Raw genomic sequence first — 20459 nt, forward strand, 5'->3', positions numbered from 1 at the left:
CCGTTAACTTCCAAAACGAACTAATCTTTTATGTGTAATAGTGATATTTAAATTGCAGCGTCTTGGTATCCTACCCTAGCTACTTCTTCATTTATTAGACGAATGCCTACCCCATTTTCCATGTCCCATGTACAGTCAAATGTTAGTCCAATATATCTGCCTTCAAAGCGTCTAGCAGATAGGACATAAATCCCCACAAGCCTGATCTTTTCAAGAAGTTGATCAATCGTTTCAATTAAAGGATAATTTTCATTATATGAAACATCATACCCAAGCTCATGTCGTTTTTGTTTGTAATAATATAGAATTGGTTGCAAAATACTTTGTTGAAGATGTCCCCAATTTTGTATTAAAGAATTATACGAAGCATACTGTTTTTCACTAAATTCTCCATCTTCTTCACCATCTATCATCAAAGCAATATCGGCTTCTTTTCCACAAAACTCAATGGTAGTATCTCTACTCCAGACATAATCATATTCAAGCTCACCAAAAACTGTATCATTTATTTTCATTTTGAATTTCTCCCTTTCTATTTATTGACAAATCCTCCTAACTTAAACGCTCCTGCATTTATCTCTCCTATGCCGCCAAGATGCCCAAATTTGCCATTTATTTCTGATGGTACAAGTTGGATAGTCTTCACATCATTTAATTCATGCCACGTAAACCTGTATTCTTCTCGATAATCTGCAATGTCTCCTGCTTTAATTTTCCCAGAAGTCATTCCAAACTTGCTTACCAACTCTGGTGAATTGTTAAGTTGTTCAGCCAACTTTTGATCTGCTTGTTTAAAATTAATAGTTCTAGCTTTTGTTCCGTTCTTGCCGGTCTTGCTAACATGTATTCAATCTCAATTTGCGCTTTTGCTACAGGTGAAAAATCAGGAACTCCATTTTTATACTCAATTCCATTAATACCAGCCTCATTTAAGATTTTCTGTAACGTAGGATCTGGTGGTGGTTTTAGGGTACATAAAGACTCACCTCTAGCCCCTTCAAAAACGACATTTGAATTCGTTTCTGCGGGTGTTTGCTTGAATCTTGAATCATATGTACTAGCAAATTCCTCTTGCTTGAAGGCTGGTGGAATATCAGCATCTCTATTACCGGTACCCTTACCAAAAAACTTCTCACCAGTATCCTTCATATACTGATACGCATCTTTCAGCAGGTTCTTTCCTCCACTAGGAATCTTGCCTGCACCTTCCATTACAGGAATAGGGCCTCCACCAAATTTCGGCACATACTCTCCCATTTTTTTCAGCCCATAACGGAATGCCTTACCAGCTTCTATAAAATCGTTTTTAACTTTCGTTTTTCCTTTATTCCACAGGTCTCCTACTTTATCAACCAGACTTTTCGTTTTAGAAGCAACGAAAGATACGCCTTTTTCTATTGCTCCTATGACCATTTTTCCGCCATACTTAATTCCTTTTCCAGCAAGGCTTGCGGCTTTTCCAATTGGTACAAAGTTTAGTAGCGTCCAGCCTGCCGCAATGAGTCTTTCTTTTATGGATAGCTCTTTACCTGTACATGGATATGTACCTGTAACTGCTCTGATATCATCATTTACACTGATAAATCCCGCTGCTTAATAGAAGCTTTTAACAATGTTTCTTAGTTGTCATAGATGGCTTAAATCTCTTTCTATTAATTAGATTTTTTCCACTTCAATAAAAAAACTGGAAGATTATTCACATCTTCCAGTTCAAATCGTATAGATAAATTCTCCTATAAATAACACTATAAAAAGAATTAAATCATCTCTACATTTCTATTTCCTCAGACTCTAGCAAAATTAGCAATTCCAATTATAAATTTCAATAATTTATTCTTTGGTTATATCCACCTTTATACGGTAGCTCATTTTCAAAATCACATGAGGCAACTACTTGATAACCCTCTTCCCACAAAAACACAAGCAATTTTTTGATTTCTTTTTTATAATCGCTGCTTTTATTATAATCAGATGTATCAATATCTAAAAAATATGGAAAGTAAAGAAAGCCATCTGGAAATTCTTTCGATTTTTCTTCATCAAATTCTTTATTTTTTATAACATCAACACTGAAATAATCACCTTCTATAGAAAAAAATTTATCATGTGCCAAATGTAAACAAACAGAAATTTTTTCAGTTAACTCTTCAATTGATTGAATAGTATTTATAAAAACTTTACAATATAAATCTTCCAACCTATACTCCTCCTTATTTAATAGGTATATATGGTGGATTATCAAATTTTCCACGCTCTAAAATTATAGAGACATCAGCCTCTATCCCTAATAAATTTTCTATTTCTTTTCGGAGTCCTCTCAATTTAGCTTCACCCGCTTGAATTTTTCCAGTCTCTAAAGCATGAAGCATAGTTCTTTCTTTTGCGGATCCTGGATTTGGAGTTCCAAAATATTTTTTTACAAGTCCTTCAAATTGCTCTTCACTTACACGGACACCTATATCAATATCTGATGTTAATTTTGCAGTTCCTCCCGCTCTACTACCTTGTACAAATATATCATCACTTATGTTTCCTAATTCACTCTTTAATAAGTTACTCATATTGGAAAACTGTTCTTCTGTTAATCCCTGAGGAATTTTTAAACCGTTAGCTCCCTTACCAACATTCTTCTCACCACTACCAAAAACCTTCTCCCCAGTCTCCTTCATATACTGATACGCATCTTGCAGCAGGTTCTTTCCTCCACTAGGAATCTTGCCTGCACTTTCCATTACAGGAATAGGGCCTCCACCAAATTTCGGCACATACTCTCCCAATTTTTTCATCGCATAACGGAATGCCTTATCTGCTTCTATAAAATCGTTTTTAACTTTCGTTTTTCCTTTATTCCACAGATCCCCCTACTTTATCAGCAAGACTTTTCGTTTTAGAAGCAACGAAAGATACACCTTCTTTTACTTTACTTGGTACTTTCTTCGCTACATCAAGAAGGGCTTTTCCACCTTTCTCTATTACTCCTACGACCATCTTTCCGCCATACTTAATTGCTTTTCCAGCAAGGCTCGCGGCTTTTCCAATTGGTACAAAATTTAGTAGCGTCCACCCTGCCGCAATGAGTCTTTCTTTTGTGGATAGCTCTTTGCCAGTGACGGGATTTTCACCTAAAAATACCCTGATACTATCGTTTATATAGAAAAAGTCAGTTTCTATCTGAAATTCCCAAACAAATTCTCATCGTTTTTCTAAATAACTTACATTTCCTTTTTTAATTATATCTATTTTCAGTTCAATAAAAAACTGGAAGACTATTTACATCTTCCAGTTCAGATCGTATAGACAAAAGCTTCATTAAATAACGTTGTAAAGTGGATATGTTTCTTTACCGGTAATCGAGAAACTCACAAAATAGCAATGTCTTTGTATATACTCTCGAACACACCTAGCTTAACATGCCCGTCTTTTGCTTTAACATTTAATCTTGTTTTTCTAAAAGATTATTTCTTCACCCTCGGAATCTAGCAAAATAGACTACTTTTTAGAAAATCAACTCCGCTGGCTTTCTTGGGGCAGAAGTATATTTTTTATAAATAATTTTAATATAGGAAAAGTCAACAATGACAATTTTTCGCTGTTGACCCTTATAAAATATCAATTCAATGTTAAAAAATTATTCTACTGAGTATCAGCTTTATTGAACAATTCCTCCAATTTTATAATATCCTTATTATTTGGTTTATTGATTTCTTTCAGCTTTTGTATATAAATAAGCGATTTATTTAACACCTCATTTTCAAAAATTGTAAAATCAACTTCTTTATTTTGCCAATATGGATATGTCAAATCTGGCAACTTATTGGTGATTACAGGACCACCACTTTCTATTTTATTCGCTTTAACTTTACTTATATATATATTATTTTCCTCTTTCCTTAATTCTAACCAAGTTTCTGCTTTTTCTATGTCACTGATTAACACATAGTTATCATTTTTTAAAATTATCAATGCTTCTAAAAAATAATAAAACCACCAGTAAATTGATACTGCAAATTCATCTATTTCTTCTGGTAAAAACAAACCATATTCTTCCTCTTCAATAACAATTTGAAAATAGCCTTCTTCACCATTTAATTCTTCTTCACTCGAAGTTTCACTAAACACTTTGAAATTTATCTTAAACATTTTGCACTACCTCAATTATATTTATTTTGTCATTTTTCTTATTTCATCAACTGTAAATCTATGGTTTCCGTAAGCAGTTCCGAACCTTCCATCTGGATGTATAAAAACATTTATTTTTTCCCCAGCAATTTCATATTCAAACACATCACCTGCTTTCCCTTGAGATTTTAAATCATTATACGCTATTTCAGAATATTTATTGATTTCCTCTTTAGACCATTTAGGATTAAAAAAGCTGTCTCCCAACTTTTCAGCTAATTGTTTATCTGAAAGATACTTAGATTGCACTTTAATTGAATCAATATTGTGTTTATTCATATGTTTGATATTTTTTGAACTTAAAGGATATTTAATTTCTATTTTTGGAATAGCTCCACTGGCTTCCTTAACAACATCCTTCTCACCACTACCAAAAACCTTCTCCCCAGTCTCCTTCATAAACTGAATCACATCATCTTTCAGAGACTGCTTTCCTCCACTAGGAATCTTGCCTGCACCTTCCATTACAGGAATAGGGCCTCCACCAAATTTCGGCACATACTCTCCTATTTTTTTCAGCCCATAACGGAATGCCTTACCAGCTTCTATAAAATCGTTTTTAACTTTCGTTTTTCCTTTATTCCACAGATCCCCTATTTTATTACTTAGCCCTTTTGCTTTTGATGCCAAAAAAGATACGCCTTCATGTAGCTTACTTGATACTTTCTTCGCTCCATCAAGAATTGCGTTTCCAACTTTTTTCCCAACAAATTTAATTCCTTTTCCAACTTTTCCAATCGGAGTAATATTTAAAATCGTCCAGCCTGCCGCAATGAGTCTTTCTTTTGTAGATAGCTCTTTTCCAGTGCTAGGGTCTTTTCCTGTAACTGCTCTAATCGCATCGTTTACACCGAAAAATTCCGCTGCTTCATCTAACCCTTTTTCCCACCACGATTTTTCTTCTTTCTTTTTCTTTTTTGGTGTTTCTTTTGCCTTTTCTGCTTGTTTCTTTTTATATTCTTCATCTGCTTGACGAAACTTTTGGGCAATGCGCCGTAAATCTTTTTCTGTTTCTTGTAAGTTATGTATATACCTTTCCATTAGTTTCGTCGATCGCACATACTCCCCGTAAAAACGCTGACTCGTTGCTCCTTGCCACTGCATTTGAATACTGAACATCGCTTGATTAAGATCTTGTTGTACATTCTGGCTGTGTCTCTGCATTTTTGAGATGTTTTTGGCAATTTGTTCGAGTTGTTCGGGTTTGACTTTAATCTCCAAACCTTCTCCCACCTTCCTCTATTTTATACCAAAAAGAGCAGGAACTGCATCCATTATTACTTATACTTCTTTAGAAAAAATATCAAAAATACTACCATCACAAATGGCTTCGATTTCTTCCTTTACAAATAACTTTTGAAATGGTGTCCCTAGATTTAAAATCACATTCGCCTCTAAATCTACTGTCTGTAATAATTCAACAGCATTCATACAAACATACGGACATTCTTCTGGAATCACTGTTTCTAAATGCTTTAAATCTGAATAAAGCGGTAACATTAATCCTTCTTCCGTTTCAAAATAATGAATTTGTAATTGTGTATTATCTGTAGAAATCAAATTGCCGTCTTCATCTGTATTTGTATCCCCTTCTACAGAAGCGACAACGTATAAATTTGATTTTTGTAAAACATCGTAAAAATGCCCTCTTTTTTCTTCATTCTGCAATGCTTCTACTAGCGCCTCATCTAACGGACAAATTTCTAGTAAACTCATCCTCTTTCACCCCTTAATGAGAATAGATTCGCCATCTTACTTGAGATAAGATGGCGAACTCTATTTCCTTATTATTTTGTAGCACTTTTTATAGCTTTTATTCCTTCATCCGCTTGATTACGAATATCCTGAGGAATGAACTCATACTCTGTACGTGTTAAAAACTCAAAGTACATATATGCAGTGTTTAAGTCATTTCCTGTTAGTGCATGTTGCCCCGCCTTAATCATTGTCTGAGTAATTATTCTCATTGTCTCTTTACTTTGATCATTTGAATAACCATTTTTTATAGCCTCATTTGCATAAAAAACAGCTGTTGCTATATCTTTAACATTTGACGATTTAGCATAATTTTTGAAAGACTGATTAGCAACATTGAAGTCACTCAAATAATTAATAGCAGTTCGGATTGCATCTTGGAAACCAAGATCTTTTGCTCCAGGAGTTGTATAGATAATTTGGTATAATTTAGTAGCTTTTGTTGGATCTGATATTTCAATATTCCGTACCTTATTAATCAATTTATTTAAAATATTACTCATATCTCCCGCATCAGCAGTACCACGTTCATAAGCTTGTCCATAATAGTATAAAGCATTTAATTGACTTGCTTCATCATTCTTACTGTCCTCGTAAACCGCTAAGCTTAGGAGCTGAATTCCTTCTAGTTTTCGATTTGCATTTTTAATAACTTCATTGACTCTTCCATCCTCAACAATTGCTGGAGAAATGTCTTTCAAGTACGATATCAATTCTAAAGATGGTTGAACAGATTTTTTCGCTTCACTTTGCCAACCTGTCTTACCTTTTAAGCGTGTCCATTCTCCATTTGCTTGGTCCCAAAGTAAATTCGTACTATTTTGTAACTTCTCAAATGCACGAACATATTTATTTCCGTTACGAATAGAATTTGCCATATATGATACTGCATCATAATAATTTTTCTTTACTAATGCTTCATCAGCTTTTACTTCTAACATCGCAGGTAATGAAAGTTGTTTTGCTTGCTCTTTTTGCTCAGCAACTACATTTTTCACATTTAAGATAAAATGATAGTTTTGTATCGCTATTTCTGGGGAAGTTTCTTCAGAATTAGATTGCGCTAACAATTTCTCTACTGCATCCTTCTGCTGATCTTGTAATAATTTTTTCTCTGCCTCTTTTGTTTGATCAATATAATAATCTGCTAGTGTAATTGCTTCTTTCCATTTTCCTTCATTGATATACTGTGCAACTTGTTCAATAGCCCATTGTCCAGGAGTTTGTTTATCTTCTTGCTTCTTGTCTTCTTGACCACCTGGATTTTCTTCTTGTTTCTTACCTTCTTGACTACCTGACTTTTCTTCTTGTTTCTTACCTTCTTGACTACCTGACTTTTCTTTTTGTTTCTTATCTTCTTGACTACCTGACTTTTCTTCTTGTTTCTTTTCATTTTCAGATACTGTTTTTTGTTCTTGATCTTGGTTTAAATCTGGTACAGTTGGAATATCAACTTTATCTTGCACCATGTTCTTTAATTCATCTTCAAGCATCTGATTAAAAATAACTTGAACTCTATTGTAAGCATCTCTTTGCAAGTCTTCGTTTACTCCTTGTAATACAGAGGTTAATAAATAATATTTACTCAAAGCTGCATTTAAATCTTCCTTTTCTTCCTGAATCGCTACGTCGTAAATATCTTTAGACAACTTTTCTATTACATATTTCTTATTTTCTTTAAAACGGTCAAATTCTTGATCTTTAAAAGCAGGATCTTGTAATAAAGCAAGTTGGTTTCTTATATAGAATAACTTTTCATTATTTGAACTTCCCGCCTTCTCAAGTTGAGCGGAATCTGAAATACCCAATAGTAAAGATGCTTTTTTTGCATCATTTGGTAAGGCACCAACTTGAGAAAGAAGTTGTAGTTGATCACGATCATCTGTATTCGTCATGCCATCAACTAATTTTATATGACCTTGTGCTTTATAAAACTCCCCAAAGAACACAGTACTATATTTATCTCCATTTGTCGTATACCATTCCACTAAAATATCACCCGTTTTTGGCGATACTGTTATCGTTGGGCGTGTAGGATCCGGATCCGGATCTGGTGGTACCACTGGTGGCTTTGGTGGTACCACTGGCGGCTCTGGTGGCTTTGGTGGTACCACTGGCGGCTCTGGCGGCTTTGGTGGTACCACTGGTGGATCTGGTACCACTGGCGGCTCTGGTACCACTGGTGGATCTACTGGCTTCCCCGGATCCACTGGCTTACCCGGATCCACTGGTGTACCGGGATCTACTGGCTTACTCAGATCTACTGGCTTATTCGGATCTACCACCGGCCCCCCCATATTAGTTGGTAAGTCAACCTTTGGTGGTGCTGGTGCATCAGATAATTTAAATTCCGGCTCTTTCTTATCAACTGCCACTTCGTTTGGATTATAGGTTACTGGTGTAATTGGTGATTTATTATTTCCAATTAGGTCTGCTAAGTTAAAATTTGGTTTTTCTCCTGGCTTTTCATCTTTTTTTGCTGGGTCACTAATTAAATTAGGAAACATAGATTGTAAACCGTTTCCACCGGTAATACGATCATCCTTTTTCTCTTCTGTATTACTTGCTAATTTTACTGCTTCTTTGTCAGCTTTATTGAAACCTTTATCATAAATAAGATATCCGGATGTACCTAATAAAGCTGCTGACATAATAGATATTGCTACTTTCTTACCTAAATTATTATTTTCTTCCATATCGCTTTTCTCCCCATTCCCCATCTTTATTGGATCCAGCCATTTGTTTTCATTTCTGCTAACTTTTCTTGTGCCGTTTGTACTTCAGCTTGGTTTTCATTAGCTTGTACAGTTTTTCTTAAGAATCGACTTGCTTCTTCATATTTCTTTTGCTTAATTTTAAACATTCCGTACGCAAAATTCACATGTGGGTCTTCATCATTTTGCGAATATGCTTCAGAGAAAAAACGTTCTGCTTCATTTCCTTGTCCTATTTTGTCGTATAAAATCCCTATATTAACAAGTGTATTTATGTCGCGCATACCGCTAGTTACAACCCCGTTATATGCCTTTAAGGCCTCCTGATATGCAGCATTACTCTTGCCACCATCACGTGTTTCATAAAACTGCCCCGCCTCGTAGTAAACGATTCCTAATTGATTTAATAACTCAATATTTTGGGGATTCTTTTGGATTGCATTTTGCAATACTTGTGATGCTTGCTGGTAGTTGCCTTCTTTTTTTGCACTATCAATTAAATTCGTCTTATTCCAAAGTACATATAGATTGGAAAGTTCAACTACATATGTAGTATTTTTGTCGTCTTGCTTAATAGCTTCTTTAAAGAATGCTTCAGCTTTATCTAATTGGACGGTTACAGTTGCTAACTGTCCTTTTAAATAAGAAACGATTGCCTTATCTTCGTCTGTATTTGTACTCATTTTAACGATTACATTTTCCGCCTTTTCAAACTCTTTCATTTTCATGTGACTAACGGCTAAGTCACGCATCGCATCTTTTTTATACATTTCAATTCCTTTTGCATTGTTTGCAAGTGCCTGTTCAAAATTCGGTACTGCTTCTTGGTATTTTCCAATCCGAAAGTTTGCTGTGGCTAATAAATATGCTGCTTCTTTATTGTCTTTATCAATTTCTCTATCTTTTATTAATTTAGTAAGATAGTCGATAGCGATTTTATTTTTTCCTTCCGCAACATAAACTGTCGCTAATTGAAGATGTGCTTCATCTTTTCCTTTTACTGCGATAGCATGGGTTACAGCTTCTTCTGCTAATTTATATTTTTTATCGTGATACGCTTGCTGTGCTTGTTCCATAAATTGTTGGTATTTTGAGTTCTTTGTGTAGAAATAATACGACAATGTCCCCCCAACAACTACAATTACAATGGACCCAACAATGAGTATACGCTTTTTATTTTTACCCCACCATTTTGAGAATGCAGATGGTTCTCTTTGTTCATGTGTTAATGTGAGCGGTTGATTCGACGCTTTGGCATTTAAAATTTCATCATCTATATCATATTCAACTTGTTTCTTTGTCTGTTTACGGTTTTGCAAAATGCTATTTGGAACTGTTGTAGCAGCTACTTCTTCAGTTACATTTGCCTCTTGTTGTTCTGTTATCTCTTCAATGATACTCTCAATTTCCTGTTTTAGCGCTTGATCAATGTTTGGAAATTGTACGATTCGTGAATAGACGAAACAAGCAAAATGTGCATTGTTTTCTCTCTCCAATTCAGTAGCTAATTCCAAATAACCATGTAGCACCCGTTTGTGATTCATTTCAGGTTCTTGACTCTCTATCGTCCGAATGATATAAGCTAGTTCTTGTTTTAGAGCAGTTGATGGATGTGATGAATTGAAAATCGTTTTATACTCAAATAACGCTGCTTGTTTAAAGCCTTTCTCTTCTAGTAATCTTGCAATTTCCAAACATTTCGATACAAAAAGAGACTGCTCTTCTTCTAGTTTTCTCTCCGCATCAATTTTAATCATATCTCTAACACTATTAAATGCATCGTACCATTGTGCAAAACTCGGACATCCTATGAAATTCTTACTATTCCATGCTTGATCAAATAACTGCGCAAGTTGCTCATTCCATTGATTACGTAATACCTGTTTAATCAATGTATATCGTTCACATTCTGTCTGCATTTCTTCCGTTTTAAAATAGCTAGCATCTGTCCATTTCTTATTTCGTACCTCTTCACTACACCAACCCAATATTTCACTTAGTAAAACGGCTCCAGCAAAGCGATCTGCTTCTTTTTGCCATACACCCCCCTTTAAAAATTGTGGCGCATAGCCTGCTGAACCTGCTGGTAACAGAGAAGGCCTTTTGCTTTTTGGACCATACATTTGCTCAACGTCAACAAGTTCAATATGATGTTGACCTTCAATTGGATTCTCACTTAAATAAGGAATTAATATGTTACTAGATGATAAATCATTATGTGCAATTTCATTCTCTTCCATTGTTTTTAACGTTGTAAGAAACGCCTCGGCAATCGAAAAACATTGTTGCTTTGATAAGAATTTTTGTTCTTGTAAAATATCTGCCCAGGTTGGTCCTTCGATCCACGGCATCACAATACTATTAGCAAGTTCTTCTGACTTCTCAATAGCTGCTGTGTGTTCCTCTTTCGTAACAATGTAACGTGAACATACTTTAAGCCCTACTAGATGAGAAAGCGGCTTTAAAAATGCCAGCTGGTGTTTTTCATCACGATAGCGTTCTTTAAAAACTTTTAATGCAATTCTTTCTGGACTATTTTCATGCTGGAGCTGGTATACAATCCCTTGTCTACCTTCTTGTCCATATGGCATTTCAATACCAATAACTGCTGGATGTTTTGTAAAGCTATAAACATCTGTATGAAAAGATATTTTTTCTCCTACTTCTGGTCGAAATCCCATTTTATCCCCTTACTCTCATATGACGATTTTTAAAGAAAAGACCAGGAACAATAGCTCCTGGCCTTTTGCAATTGTTCTACTATTAATATGAGTTATCCACGTTACGGAAGTTAGTAGCAATCTTTTTCAATTCATCAGAAATGTGTTGTAGAATTGGAATGTATTTGTTCATTTCTTGTTTAGCTTCATTAAAATTCGCATTGAATTTTGCTTGTGTTGACCCTGACCATTGACCATTTAAATTACCAATGTCATTTCCAAGGTTATTGATTTGTTGTTGTGCTTCACCTGCTGCTTTAATAAAGTTACCAGCAATTCGATCAAGTTCTTCAGGCGTAATTTTAATTTCCATCCTGTATTTCCCCTTTCAATCAATTAATATTGTAACAATTAGATTATAAACTATATTCACACAATATTTAAAGGGGTAATTTACAAAAAAATAGTATTTTTTTGTAAATTACCCAAGTTTTACACTCTTTTTGTCGATCCTATCCATTTTCTAGCAATCTTTTGCTTTAAATCTTGAAGCAAATGTAAAGGCGTAAAAGCACATTTTATTTTAATCTGCTTCCTGCGTACAAAATACCCTTCACCGCTACTTAGCTCTCGGTCCATTTCTACATGTGGTAGTTTTATATTAAAGAAATACAAGTCGTTATTTTGCGTAGTACCTAATAAGTAGCTAAAGCTTCTTTTTCTAATTTCTGCAAACCATTTTTCATGAGAGTAACTATTTACACTTGAAGTCGTAGCAGCCGTAATAAAATGAATTCCTTTATTTCTTCCGTTTTGGACAATTTGCTCAATTTTATTTTTCGCATCAAAATCAGCAGATAATAACGCCAATATTTGATCAATATCATCAATAACAATCATAATCCTCGAGTATGGAAGTTCTATTTTTTCATTTGGATTCAAAGGTGGTGTTACGACTTCTCTGCTATTTATTATTTCAAGTAACTCATCTAACAGTTCTTTTAATTGCATGTCATTAGTTATGCGCTTTTTAACATGAGGTAAGTCTCCTAAAGCCAAAATACCTGTTGTTCTTTCGCTTAAATCAATCATTATTAATTCAATTTCTTCAGGTGCATATTGATAGGTAAGAGAAAAAATCAGTGTTTGTAATAATGATGTCTTACCACCTTCAATTCTTCCACCAATAAAAATATTTGTCATTTCTTCTAATGAAAAGCTTTGTAAACGAATATCTTCTGTTTCAATACCAGCACAAATTTGTGAAGGTTCTGATTGCTCTAGCACTTCTTCAACGAACAACTCTTTTGGAACCATTGGAATTGCCTTTGCTTTCTCTCCATTCCAAGCTCTATCCATTTTTTGAATAATTGTTTTTAACTGCTGAGAATATTCTAATTCATTCTCCCCAATGAAAGGTAATGCTGCTTGGAATAATTCTGGCGGTTGTCCTTTTGCTAAACCACGACCAGATGGCACATCAATTAATGGGAAGTTCGGTCTTCCAACTAAGCTATAATATTCAGTTCTATCTTGTAATTCAAACGAAATTGCCATCGGAATGTTGTTACGAACACGGTCAAACATGTCGGTTGTTTGGTTGAGCGAAAAATAAAAATAAATACCATACGTACTTGATTCACGTAATAATTGCTCTAAAATTTCATTTTCCTTCTCATACTCACTTCGGAATCTAATATAACCATCTATCATGATGACAATAGCTGGAATCTTTGTTTCTACCATTCGGTTATACATCGCGAAAGATTTTGCTCCCATATCAGAAAAACATTCTTTTCGATATGTGACTTCCTTCTTCAAAAAGCTGAACAACCGTTTCATTTTTTCAATTTCGTCTTCTTGTACAATTCCACCCACATGTGGTAAATCTCTAAAGTCTAAAAACATGCGACCGAAATCAACCACATAGAAGTTTACTTCCTCTGGTGTATGAGACAATGCTAGAGACATAATAATTGTTTGTAACAAAGTCGTTTTCCCTGTACCTGGCATGCCATAAATATTTAAATGGCCCTCTTGTAAATCCAATTTCAAAGGATATTGCGCTTGGTTTGCGACATCATCAATCAATCCTACTGTTACCTGCAAATCTTCTTCTCTTTGTTTCCATAAATCCATGTTCCAATTCTCTATTTCATAGAATCGATTTAATAATAATTTCTCTGGTAAAGGCGCCAACCAAGGTCCTGGCAATGGTTTAATATTTTCTTTCTCAGATATTGTTTGTATATATCGAATAAATGCTTGTAATTGCTTTGGACTATTCGTCATAGATTTCGGTCGCTTTTTCACTTTTATTCGTTTACCCGAAAGCTTTACTTCTGTGAAATCAACGATCTCTACAACCTTTTCTTCATCTGGACTATATGGCGCTCCACTCCAAGCTGATTGGAAGAGTTCTAGTATCTCATTACTACCAACTTGTAAATATCCACGTCCAGGAACATTAATTTTAGATGCATCTGGAATTTTTAGCATTTCACGACTATCTGCGTCATCTTGTACGCGCAAACAAATGCGAAAACGAGAGTTACTCCAAATTTTATCGTTGACAACTCCAGATGGTTTCTGCGTTGCTAGTAATAAATGTACCCCTAACGTTCTACCTATTGCAGCGACGCTGATCAGTTCATCCATAAATTCTGGTTGTTCCTTTTTCATTTGGGCAAACTCATCAATAACAATAAATAAATGCGGCAATGGCTCTTTCTCACGCCAAGTTGTTTCATAGTATTCGTCAAGATGTTGGACATTTCCAGCTTGAATGAACAGTTTTTGTCTTCTTTCTAACTCCGCCTTCAATGAAATCCTTGCACGCTCTATTAAATTTGGATCTTCTAAGTTTGTAATCGATGCAATGATATGCGGTAACCCCGAAAATGTATTGGACATTCCCCCACCTTTATAGTCAATTAGCATAAATGCCATTTCATGAGGGTGATAAGTAACCGCTAAGGCTGCAATGATAGACTGAATAACTTCACTTTTCCCTGATCCTGTCGTACCAGCCATTAGTCCATGTGGTCCGTGTCCTTTTTTCTCAATTTTGTCATGGATATTTAAAAATACAGGTTTGCTTCCTTCCCTTACTCCAATTGGTACCGGCAATGAAGTTGGATAGCGATTTTCATTCCATCGATCTAAAACTTGTAATTCTTCCATTTTTTTCACTTGGAATAAATCTAAAAACGTTAATACTTTCGGTATGTTAGCTGCTGTAGAGCTTTTCATTCGAATCGGTGCGATACTACGAGCGCCTAATTCACAACGTTCAAACGAAAGACGATCCACTTTAAAACTAGCACGTGTTGTTCCACTATTTTCAGCCGAGTTTGAAAATGTTTCAACTAATTCACCGTTTTCTCCATTTAAGCTAATAACAATATCACATTCCATTGGCAATCGTTCTTTTTGTTCTGCAAATACGAATGTAGAAGCGCCCACACTTTCTCCTTCTCTGAGCAACATAGGAATAAGAGGATCATCTTCTAAAAATTCTCTTGCAGATAAGAAGAAAATATACATTGGAATTAATGGTACTTTCTCATCTGCTTGTGCTGAAGAATTATAGATTCGACGCATATTAAGCGGTGTAAACAATGATTCTGCTAACTTTTGAGCATTCTGTTCATTTTCCGCTAAAAAACGCATGCTTCGTTGCTCGTCCCATACATGTGGAAGCCACCTCATCCAATCCCATTGTTTTTTCTCTCTCTCATGATAAAACGCTGCTATTTTCACTTCATTTGGAGCATGATGCGTCATAATTTGTGTTGTTACAGTTCGAATAAAGTTCAATCTATCTTCTTTATTTCCAACTACACCAATTACATCATTTTTTTTCAGAGAGATTGAAATATGCCCATTAGGAATTGTTGTAAAGTCCCTTTTCACATTTTGGGCTTCTGTAACTAATGTATTTTCTTCATAACCCCTTTGTTCGGGAACTTTTAATTCAACTAAAAATGGTCTTGATCCTGTTCCAATACGAATATCTAAAAAGTCAGGACTTTCCGGAGTTCTTTCCCATAAATTACTTTCTCGATTTTCAATTCGTTGCACACTTTTTAACGGACTTGGATTTTGAGTAATCAAATACTTCGCTTGTTCAACCTTTAATGTATCTAACTCTACTCGGTGTTTTTGAATTTGTTCTAAGTATCTTGTTTTCAATTGTTCAACCATTTGACGATGTTCTTTCCTATTACGTATATACCCCATTCCTGTAAATATATAGGATCCTAACATCGGGATACTAGAAATCATCATAAGCGGCAAGTAGCTTGAATTCATTTTCATCACTTTCATCATCACAAAGTATAATATAAATGTTAAAAGTGTCATCGCCGCTGGCAATATGATCGTTTCAATTGAAAACTTCGGTTCTTCCGGTATATTTGGCGGATCATGAATGACGATATTTCCAGTTGGTATATCTACTTTCATACGCGGAGAGCGCTGAAAATATGGTGATTTCTGCACAAAACATTTCTCCTTCCTCTTTCACAAAACATTCTATTCAATCATTTTCCATACATAACCTTCATCTTCATCAGAAGGCACATCAGGTATGACAGATTCGTTATGTTGCTCTTTGGCTGGTAACATCTCAAAAGAAGGAATGATTGCTCCTTTTTTATGCAACATAATATATTGACCATCCCAGACATCATTATCTCGCAAAGTCGCATCATTACGAATAGAATGCCAATCTTCTTTATCCTTTGCTGCTCGAATTTCATAGATTCCACTTAATGTTTCATCTATCTTTTCATGATGTAAAATCGCTTCAATAATTTGTTCCGCTTTTACATCATTGGGAATCGCAATATCTATTTCTTCATTTGACTGCTTTATGTACGTCACAATAATTTCTTCCAACTTTATTCACCTTTTTCCTCATGTTCTTACCAAGAAATATCAAGGAATGAAATATCATCACTTGTCGGAGAGCTCTGTGCCCGTTTGATTTCCTCTGTTACTTCTTCAAAATTATAATGAAGGAGTGGCATCAAACCATCCGAATGTATAACAAGCCGATTTGCTTCTTTTCTGGCTAAGGTTTTCGAAATAACTTTCAACTCCCCACCAAGTATTCCGCGATGAGTAGACCATCTATTTTCTGCATTTCTCTCATACTCTATCAAATCAAGACACTTCTTATCCTCTTGAAATAAATGCAAGAATGAATCCCCATGTGCAACTACCATGATATTCACTTCATTTCGATTTGGAATTACTTCAATTGTTCCACCAATAAACATGGATTCACTGCCGTGGTTTCGTTTTTCTTCCAATACATCCCGGAGTAACCAAGGGGTATCTTGTGGCAACCGAAACGCTTCCACTTTTTCTATCGCTTCTTTCTTCCACTCTTGTAAACTCTTGTCTAAAATAGTGGAAAAATCTTGTTTCTTATCCAAATAAGCTTCAAATAACTCTAATAATTTTGTCCCAAGAAATTCGGCTGCGATTTCTCCATGAAAAGACATACCAACACCATCACATAGTACAAATATAAAACGATTTCCACTTACTTGGAACGCTAAAAAATCCTGTCCGGTTTCATTTAACTCTTGTGTTTCCTTCGCTCTAAAATAGCTATAACGATATGTAAAATATTCCGTGCTCTGCTTCTGCAACAGCGTTTCTTTCACTTGCGGCAAAGTATGTATCACCTTCCCTTCCACCTCCTATCGAACTGGCGTAGCAGCGGACATTTGAAACCCAAGTGATACTAAATCAGCATTCGTACCAGGCAGCATCATAAGTGCTCCATCCGCAATATGAAATCCATGTTCAATCATCATTTCACGATAACTTTCAGGAATAGGTGAGGAAAGACGCTGGAGCTTTGCACCATATTCGTCCGAAATGTTTGTATCTGGCATAATGCCTTTCCATTGTTTAATATTTGAAATCGGTTCTTGTATCATTTCATCTGAAATAAATATATTTTCAACGAGCACCTTCCCATCTGGTACTGACATATTCATAATCCGTTGTACGATTGATTCCGGATCTTCACCTGTTGATGCTCCATCTGTCATATGACAAACAACGGGAGCTGGTCCTTCTTGCAAGTTTGGTAATTCATTTTGCAATAATTTTTCTACTACTGAAAAAGCTTTTGCTGTATCTGTTAAACGATGCGTTTGGATTTTTTCTAACGGACGTAATCTCGCGACTTCATCAATTGTTTTTACGCCTCCTAATAAATCAAAGACATGATCGCTATACGCTAAAATAGATAGACGATATCTCGGCAACAAACGACTACCTTTCGTAGAACGAAACACCATTTGGCGAATTGCTAAAGAAAGAGCATCTGTCACAATATCAATACGTCGCTTCTCCTCTCCTCCTGCATCCATCATCTGATTCATTGATGCACTCACATCAAGTAGGTAAATAATATACGCTGGTGTTTGCTGTGTTGCTTGTGTTTGATATAACATTTTCCATACCCTTTCTCACAAAAAATTATACAAGTATTCTCTATATTCATAGTTTATTATAACGTATGAATTTTCTATTTCTCAATGCATAATAGAATTTTTTTCCTATTATTTATCAATATAATAATTTATGATTAAAAGAATACATCTTCAATAGACAAATGTTATTTTTCATTCTCAACTTCTTTCTCAAATACAATAAAAACTCTCCATTATATGAAGAGTTTTTATTATAGTTATGGCACAAGACGCGTACAATCTCTCGGAAATGCGCTCGCTTCTCGCACATTTGATAATTCTAAAAATTTATATACAAGCCTTTCTAATCCAATTCCAAATCCACCATGCGGCGGACAGCCATACCGGAATGTATCGATATATGACTGGAATTTTTCATGATGTAATCCTTTTTCTTTAAATGAAGCAAGTAACATATCATACTCATGAATTCGCTGCGCACCTGATGTAATTTCTAATCCTTTATACAATAAGTCAAAAGAATCCGTAACAGCCTGATTTTCTTTATTCGGCATCGTGTACATCGGTCTCGCTTCTTTCGGATAATGTGTAATAAAGACAAAATCACTTCCGTACCTTTCTTTCACATATTTTCCAAGTAGTTTTTCCCCTTCTGTATCTAAATCACCTGCTGGTGAGTCTTTTCGATACTTTGTTTTTAACATACGCCGCGCTTCTGTAAGTGTAATCTTTGGAATCTCTGTAATGATTGGAACCGTAACTTGTAAGAGCGATAATTCCTTTTCACATTTCCGGCCTACTTGTTCAAACATATAGCGTAAAACATCTGCCTCTAATGCCATTACCTCATGAAAATCATGAATAAACCCAAGTTCTACGTCTAAAGAAATATATTCATTCAAATGACGGGAAGAGTTGTGATGCTCTGCTCGATAAACAGGAGCGATTTCAAAAACACGTTCCAAACCACCTGCTACCATCATTTGTTTATAAAACTGTGGAGATTGCGCTAAATACGCTTCTTTTTGAAAATAAGGGAGTTTAAAAACATTCGCTCCCCCTTCCGCTCCTTGTGAAACGATTTTCGGCGTAAATATACGTGTGAAATCGTTCTCTAGTAAAAATTCACTAAATGCCTGTACGAGCGTAGATTGAATCGTAAAAATAGCCTGTATCCGTTCATGCCGAAGCGATATAACACGCTCATTCAACATTTGATCTAAACCAACTTGCAGTTTTCTTTTATTCACTTCAAAAGGAAGTGTTTCAGAAGTATTTAACACCTTTACTTCTTCTACAAGCAATTCGAAACCTAATTCTGTTTTTGTAGTTTCCACAAGTTCGCCAATAATTTGAACAACACTTTCTACATCTACTTTATATCCGGCCAAGTCTTTTTCTAATACACATTGAATAACACCTGTTCGATCACGTAACAATAAAAAACTGATATTCCCTAAATGACGAATTTTTTTCACCCAACCTTGTAGTAAAACTACCTTTTTACTACATGTTTTGCATTCACGAACGAGTGACCGCTTCATTGTTTGACCCATTACTTTCCCCTCCTATATTCTCATATTTATTTACATTATTGTTGTCATCGTCATCATCCACAGCCACTCACCTCCTTTCAAAAAACACAAAAATCCGCCCCTATAAATAGGGACGGATTTTTCCGCGGTACCACCCAAATTGTCATACTGACCATCTTAAACCTGATAACGGTAGGTACCGTTTGTTTTTACTAATCATCACGTTCAAAACAACGCTCACAGGTGTCTTTCCATCATGCGGTATCGCAATCTTCCCAGCAATCGATTGCTCTCTGGAGACCCTTGCATCATGTACTTTTCCTGTTCATCGCTTTTTATATTTACAGAGTATTCTATTCCTTTAAAAGAGAAAATGCAAGGTGTTTTTTTATTATTTTCTGAATTTAATTCTAAATTCATTCCCCGTGATCCTTTTCCTATATTCCCTTTTATGAAAAAATATCCGTACTTGATCTTTTGGATACATTCATTCAAATTCTTGTAATTTTTTTAGATCATGAATCCCATTCTTCTCAAAAAACTCTTATTTCACTACATAACAATTTGTTTTTCACACATATTATTAGTAAATTTCTCCTGGAGGTCTATACATGAAAAAAACAGTCAGTTCCTTACTCTTGCTATTATGCCTGATTACTACAAATCAAGTGTACGCCTATTCCCCACAATCACTACCCAGCTCACAGAATTCAAAACAATGGAAAGTCAATATTGATGAAGTAAAGAAAACCGAAAAAGGCATGTTACAATCTAAAAAAGGTGTTTTTCACACCTATCACTTCTCCGTACAAAACATCGGAAAAACTGAAGTTTATAATGTTCGAGTAGAAGTATTTCGAAATGAACCAAAAACAGAGACAAAATATGAACTGTTTTCTTTAAAAGAAGCTCGATTAGCAAGTGGGAAAACAGGATTTGAACATGCGAATTTTCCTGTTTCCGTAAAAGCAGATAAAGTAGATGTCATGATTACATGGCAAGAGCATCCTTTCCGTACAATGCGAAGTGGTCAGAAAGTGGAAGGGAGAAAGTTTAAAGAGCATTTTGTTTTTAAGGAATCTCAAAAATGAAATTCCTCTATAAGAATAGAAAAATTCTTTGTAATAATCTTTAAAATACATTGCGTTGTTCTTTCTA

General features: G+C 35.1%; 16 protein-coding genes, 3 pseudogenes and 1 other annotated feature. Of the genes and pseudogenes, 1 reads left to right on the forward strand and 18 read right to left on the reverse strand.

Annotated elements, in window-relative coordinates:
* Positions 1 to 47 precede the first annotated feature (47 nt).
* The 18 genes and pseudogenes from M014_RS0118650 to aspS all read right to left on the reverse strand — a co-directional run bounded on the left by M014_RS0118650 (position 48) and on the right by aspS (position 19322).
* Positions 48 to 515 carry a DUF6985 domain-containing protein gene (locus tag M014_RS0118650; RefSeq protein WP_026593071.1) on the reverse strand — a complete coding sequence of 156 codons (468 nt, stop codon included), beginning with the start codon at positions 513 to 515 and terminating at the stop codon, positions 48 to 50.
* Between the two features lie 17 nt (positions 516 to 532).
* A pseudogene (locus M014_RS27225) lies at positions 533 to 1149 on the reverse strand (HNH endonuclease).
* A 146-nt stretch (positions 1150 to 1295) separates the two neighbouring features.
* A pseudogene (locus M014_RS30700) lies at positions 1296 to 1593 on the reverse strand (pre-toxin TG domain-containing protein); the annotation flags it as partial.
* A gap of 229 nt (positions 1594 to 1822) precedes the next feature.
* Positions 1823 to 2197: a hypothetical protein gene (locus M014_RS0118660; protein WP_026593072.1), complete on the reverse strand. Its 375-nt coding sequence runs from the start codon at positions 2195 to 2197 to the stop codon at positions 1823 to 1825.
* Positions 2198 to 2210: 13 nt separating this feature from the next.
* Positions 2211 to 2765 carry a nucleotidyltransferase domain-containing protein gene (locus M014_RS27610; RefSeq protein ID WP_026593073.1) on the reverse strand — a complete coding sequence of 185 codons (555 nt, stop codon included), beginning with the start codon at positions 2763 to 2765 and terminating at the stop codon, positions 2211 to 2213.
* A 79-nt stretch (positions 2766 to 2844) separates the two neighbouring features.
* On the reverse strand, positions 2845 to 2988 hold the full coding sequence (locus M014_RS30220) for a hypothetical protein (RefSeq protein ID WP_231503972.1): 144 nt from the start codon (positions 2986 to 2988) through the stop codon (positions 2845 to 2847).
* 33 nt (positions 2989 to 3021) lie between these two features.
* Positions 3022 to 3171, reverse strand: a pseudogene (locus tag M014_RS30225) (pre-toxin TG domain-containing protein); the annotation flags it as partial.
* A 462-nt stretch (positions 3172 to 3633) separates the two neighbouring features.
* Positions 3634 to 4140: a hypothetical protein gene (locus tag M014_RS0118675; RefSeq protein WP_026593074.1), complete on the reverse strand. Its 507-nt coding sequence runs from the start codon at positions 4138 to 4140 to the stop codon at positions 3634 to 3636.
* 21 nt (positions 4141 to 4161) lie between these two features.
* The gene (locus tag M014_RS27235; RefSeq protein ID WP_081811087.1) at positions 4162 to 5400 is read right to left on the reverse strand and encodes a WXG100 family type VII secretion target; all 1239 of its coding nucleotides are present in this window, start codon (positions 5398 to 5400) and stop codon (positions 4162 to 4164) included.
* A gap of 60 nt (positions 5401 to 5460) precedes the next feature.
* A complete protein-coding gene (locus M014_RS0118685; protein WP_026593075.1) occupies positions 5461 to 5895 on the reverse strand; it encodes an SseB family protein in 435 nt (144 codons plus the stop codon).
* Between the two features lie 71 nt (positions 5896 to 5966).
* Positions 5967 to 8630: a hypothetical protein gene (locus tag M014_RS0118690; protein ID WP_026593076.1), complete on the reverse strand. Its 2664-nt coding sequence runs from the start codon at positions 8628 to 8630 to the stop codon at positions 5967 to 5969.
* A gap of 26 nt (positions 8631 to 8656) precedes the next feature.
* On the reverse strand, positions 8657 to 11329 hold the full coding sequence (locus M014_RS0118695; RefSeq protein ID WP_026593077.1) for a tetratricopeptide repeat protein: 2673 nt from the start codon (positions 11327 to 11329) through the stop codon (positions 8657 to 8659).
* A gap of 82 nt (positions 11330 to 11411) precedes the next feature.
* On the reverse strand, positions 11412 to 11681 hold the full coding sequence (locus M014_RS0118700; RefSeq protein ID WP_026593078.1) for a WXG100 family type VII secretion target: 270 nt from the start codon (positions 11679 to 11681) through the stop codon (positions 11412 to 11414).
* A gap of 119 nt (positions 11682 to 11800) precedes the next feature.
* Positions 11801 to 15811 (reverse strand): type VII secretion protein EssC, encoded by a 4011-nt coding sequence (gene essC / locus M014_RS0118705; RefSeq protein ID WP_026593079.1) that lies wholly within the window; start codon positions 15809 to 15811, stop codon positions 11801 to 11803.
* Between the two features lie 33 nt (positions 15812 to 15844).
* Positions 15845 to 16210: an EsaB/YukD family protein gene (locus tag M014_RS0118710; RefSeq protein WP_026593080.1), complete on the reverse strand. Its 366-nt coding sequence runs from the start codon at positions 16208 to 16210 to the stop codon at positions 15845 to 15847.
* 26 nt (positions 16211 to 16236) lie between these two features.
* On the reverse strand, positions 16237 to 17007 hold the full coding sequence (locus tag M014_RS0118715) for a protein phosphatase 2C domain-containing protein (RefSeq protein WP_026593081.1): 771 nt from the start codon (positions 17005 to 17007) through the stop codon (positions 16237 to 16239).
* A gap of 15 nt (positions 17008 to 17022) precedes the next feature.
* Entirely contained in the window at positions 17023 to 17787 is a 765-nt protein-coding gene (locus tag M014_RS0118720) for a vWA domain-containing protein (protein ID WP_026593082.1), read from the reverse strand.
* A gap of 236 nt (positions 17788 to 18023) precedes the next feature.
* Positions 18024 to 19322 carry an aspartate--tRNA(Asn) ligase gene (aspS, locus tag M014_RS0118725; RefSeq protein WP_026593083.1) on the reverse strand — a complete coding sequence of 433 codons (1299 nt, stop codon included), beginning with the start codon at positions 19320 to 19322 and terminating at the stop codon, positions 18024 to 18026.
* A gap of 105 nt (positions 19323 to 19427) precedes the next feature.
* Positions 19428 to 19639: a binding site (T-box leader), on the reverse strand.
* Between the two features lie 273 nt (positions 19640 to 19912).
* Here aspS and M014_RS0118730 point away from each other — a divergent pair.
* Positions 19913 to 20392, forward strand: a complete 480-nt coding sequence (locus tag M014_RS0118730; protein ID WP_026593084.1) for a hypothetical protein — start codon at positions 19913 to 19915, stop codon at positions 20390 to 20392.
* Positions 20393 to 20459: the final 67 nt, after the last annotated feature.

Source organism: Bacillus sp. UNC437CL72CviS29 (assembly GCF_000482345.1).
In the GTDB taxonomy this organism is placed as follows: Bacteria; Bacillota; Bacilli; order Bacillales; family Bacillaceae_G; genus Bacillus_A; species Bacillus_A arachidis.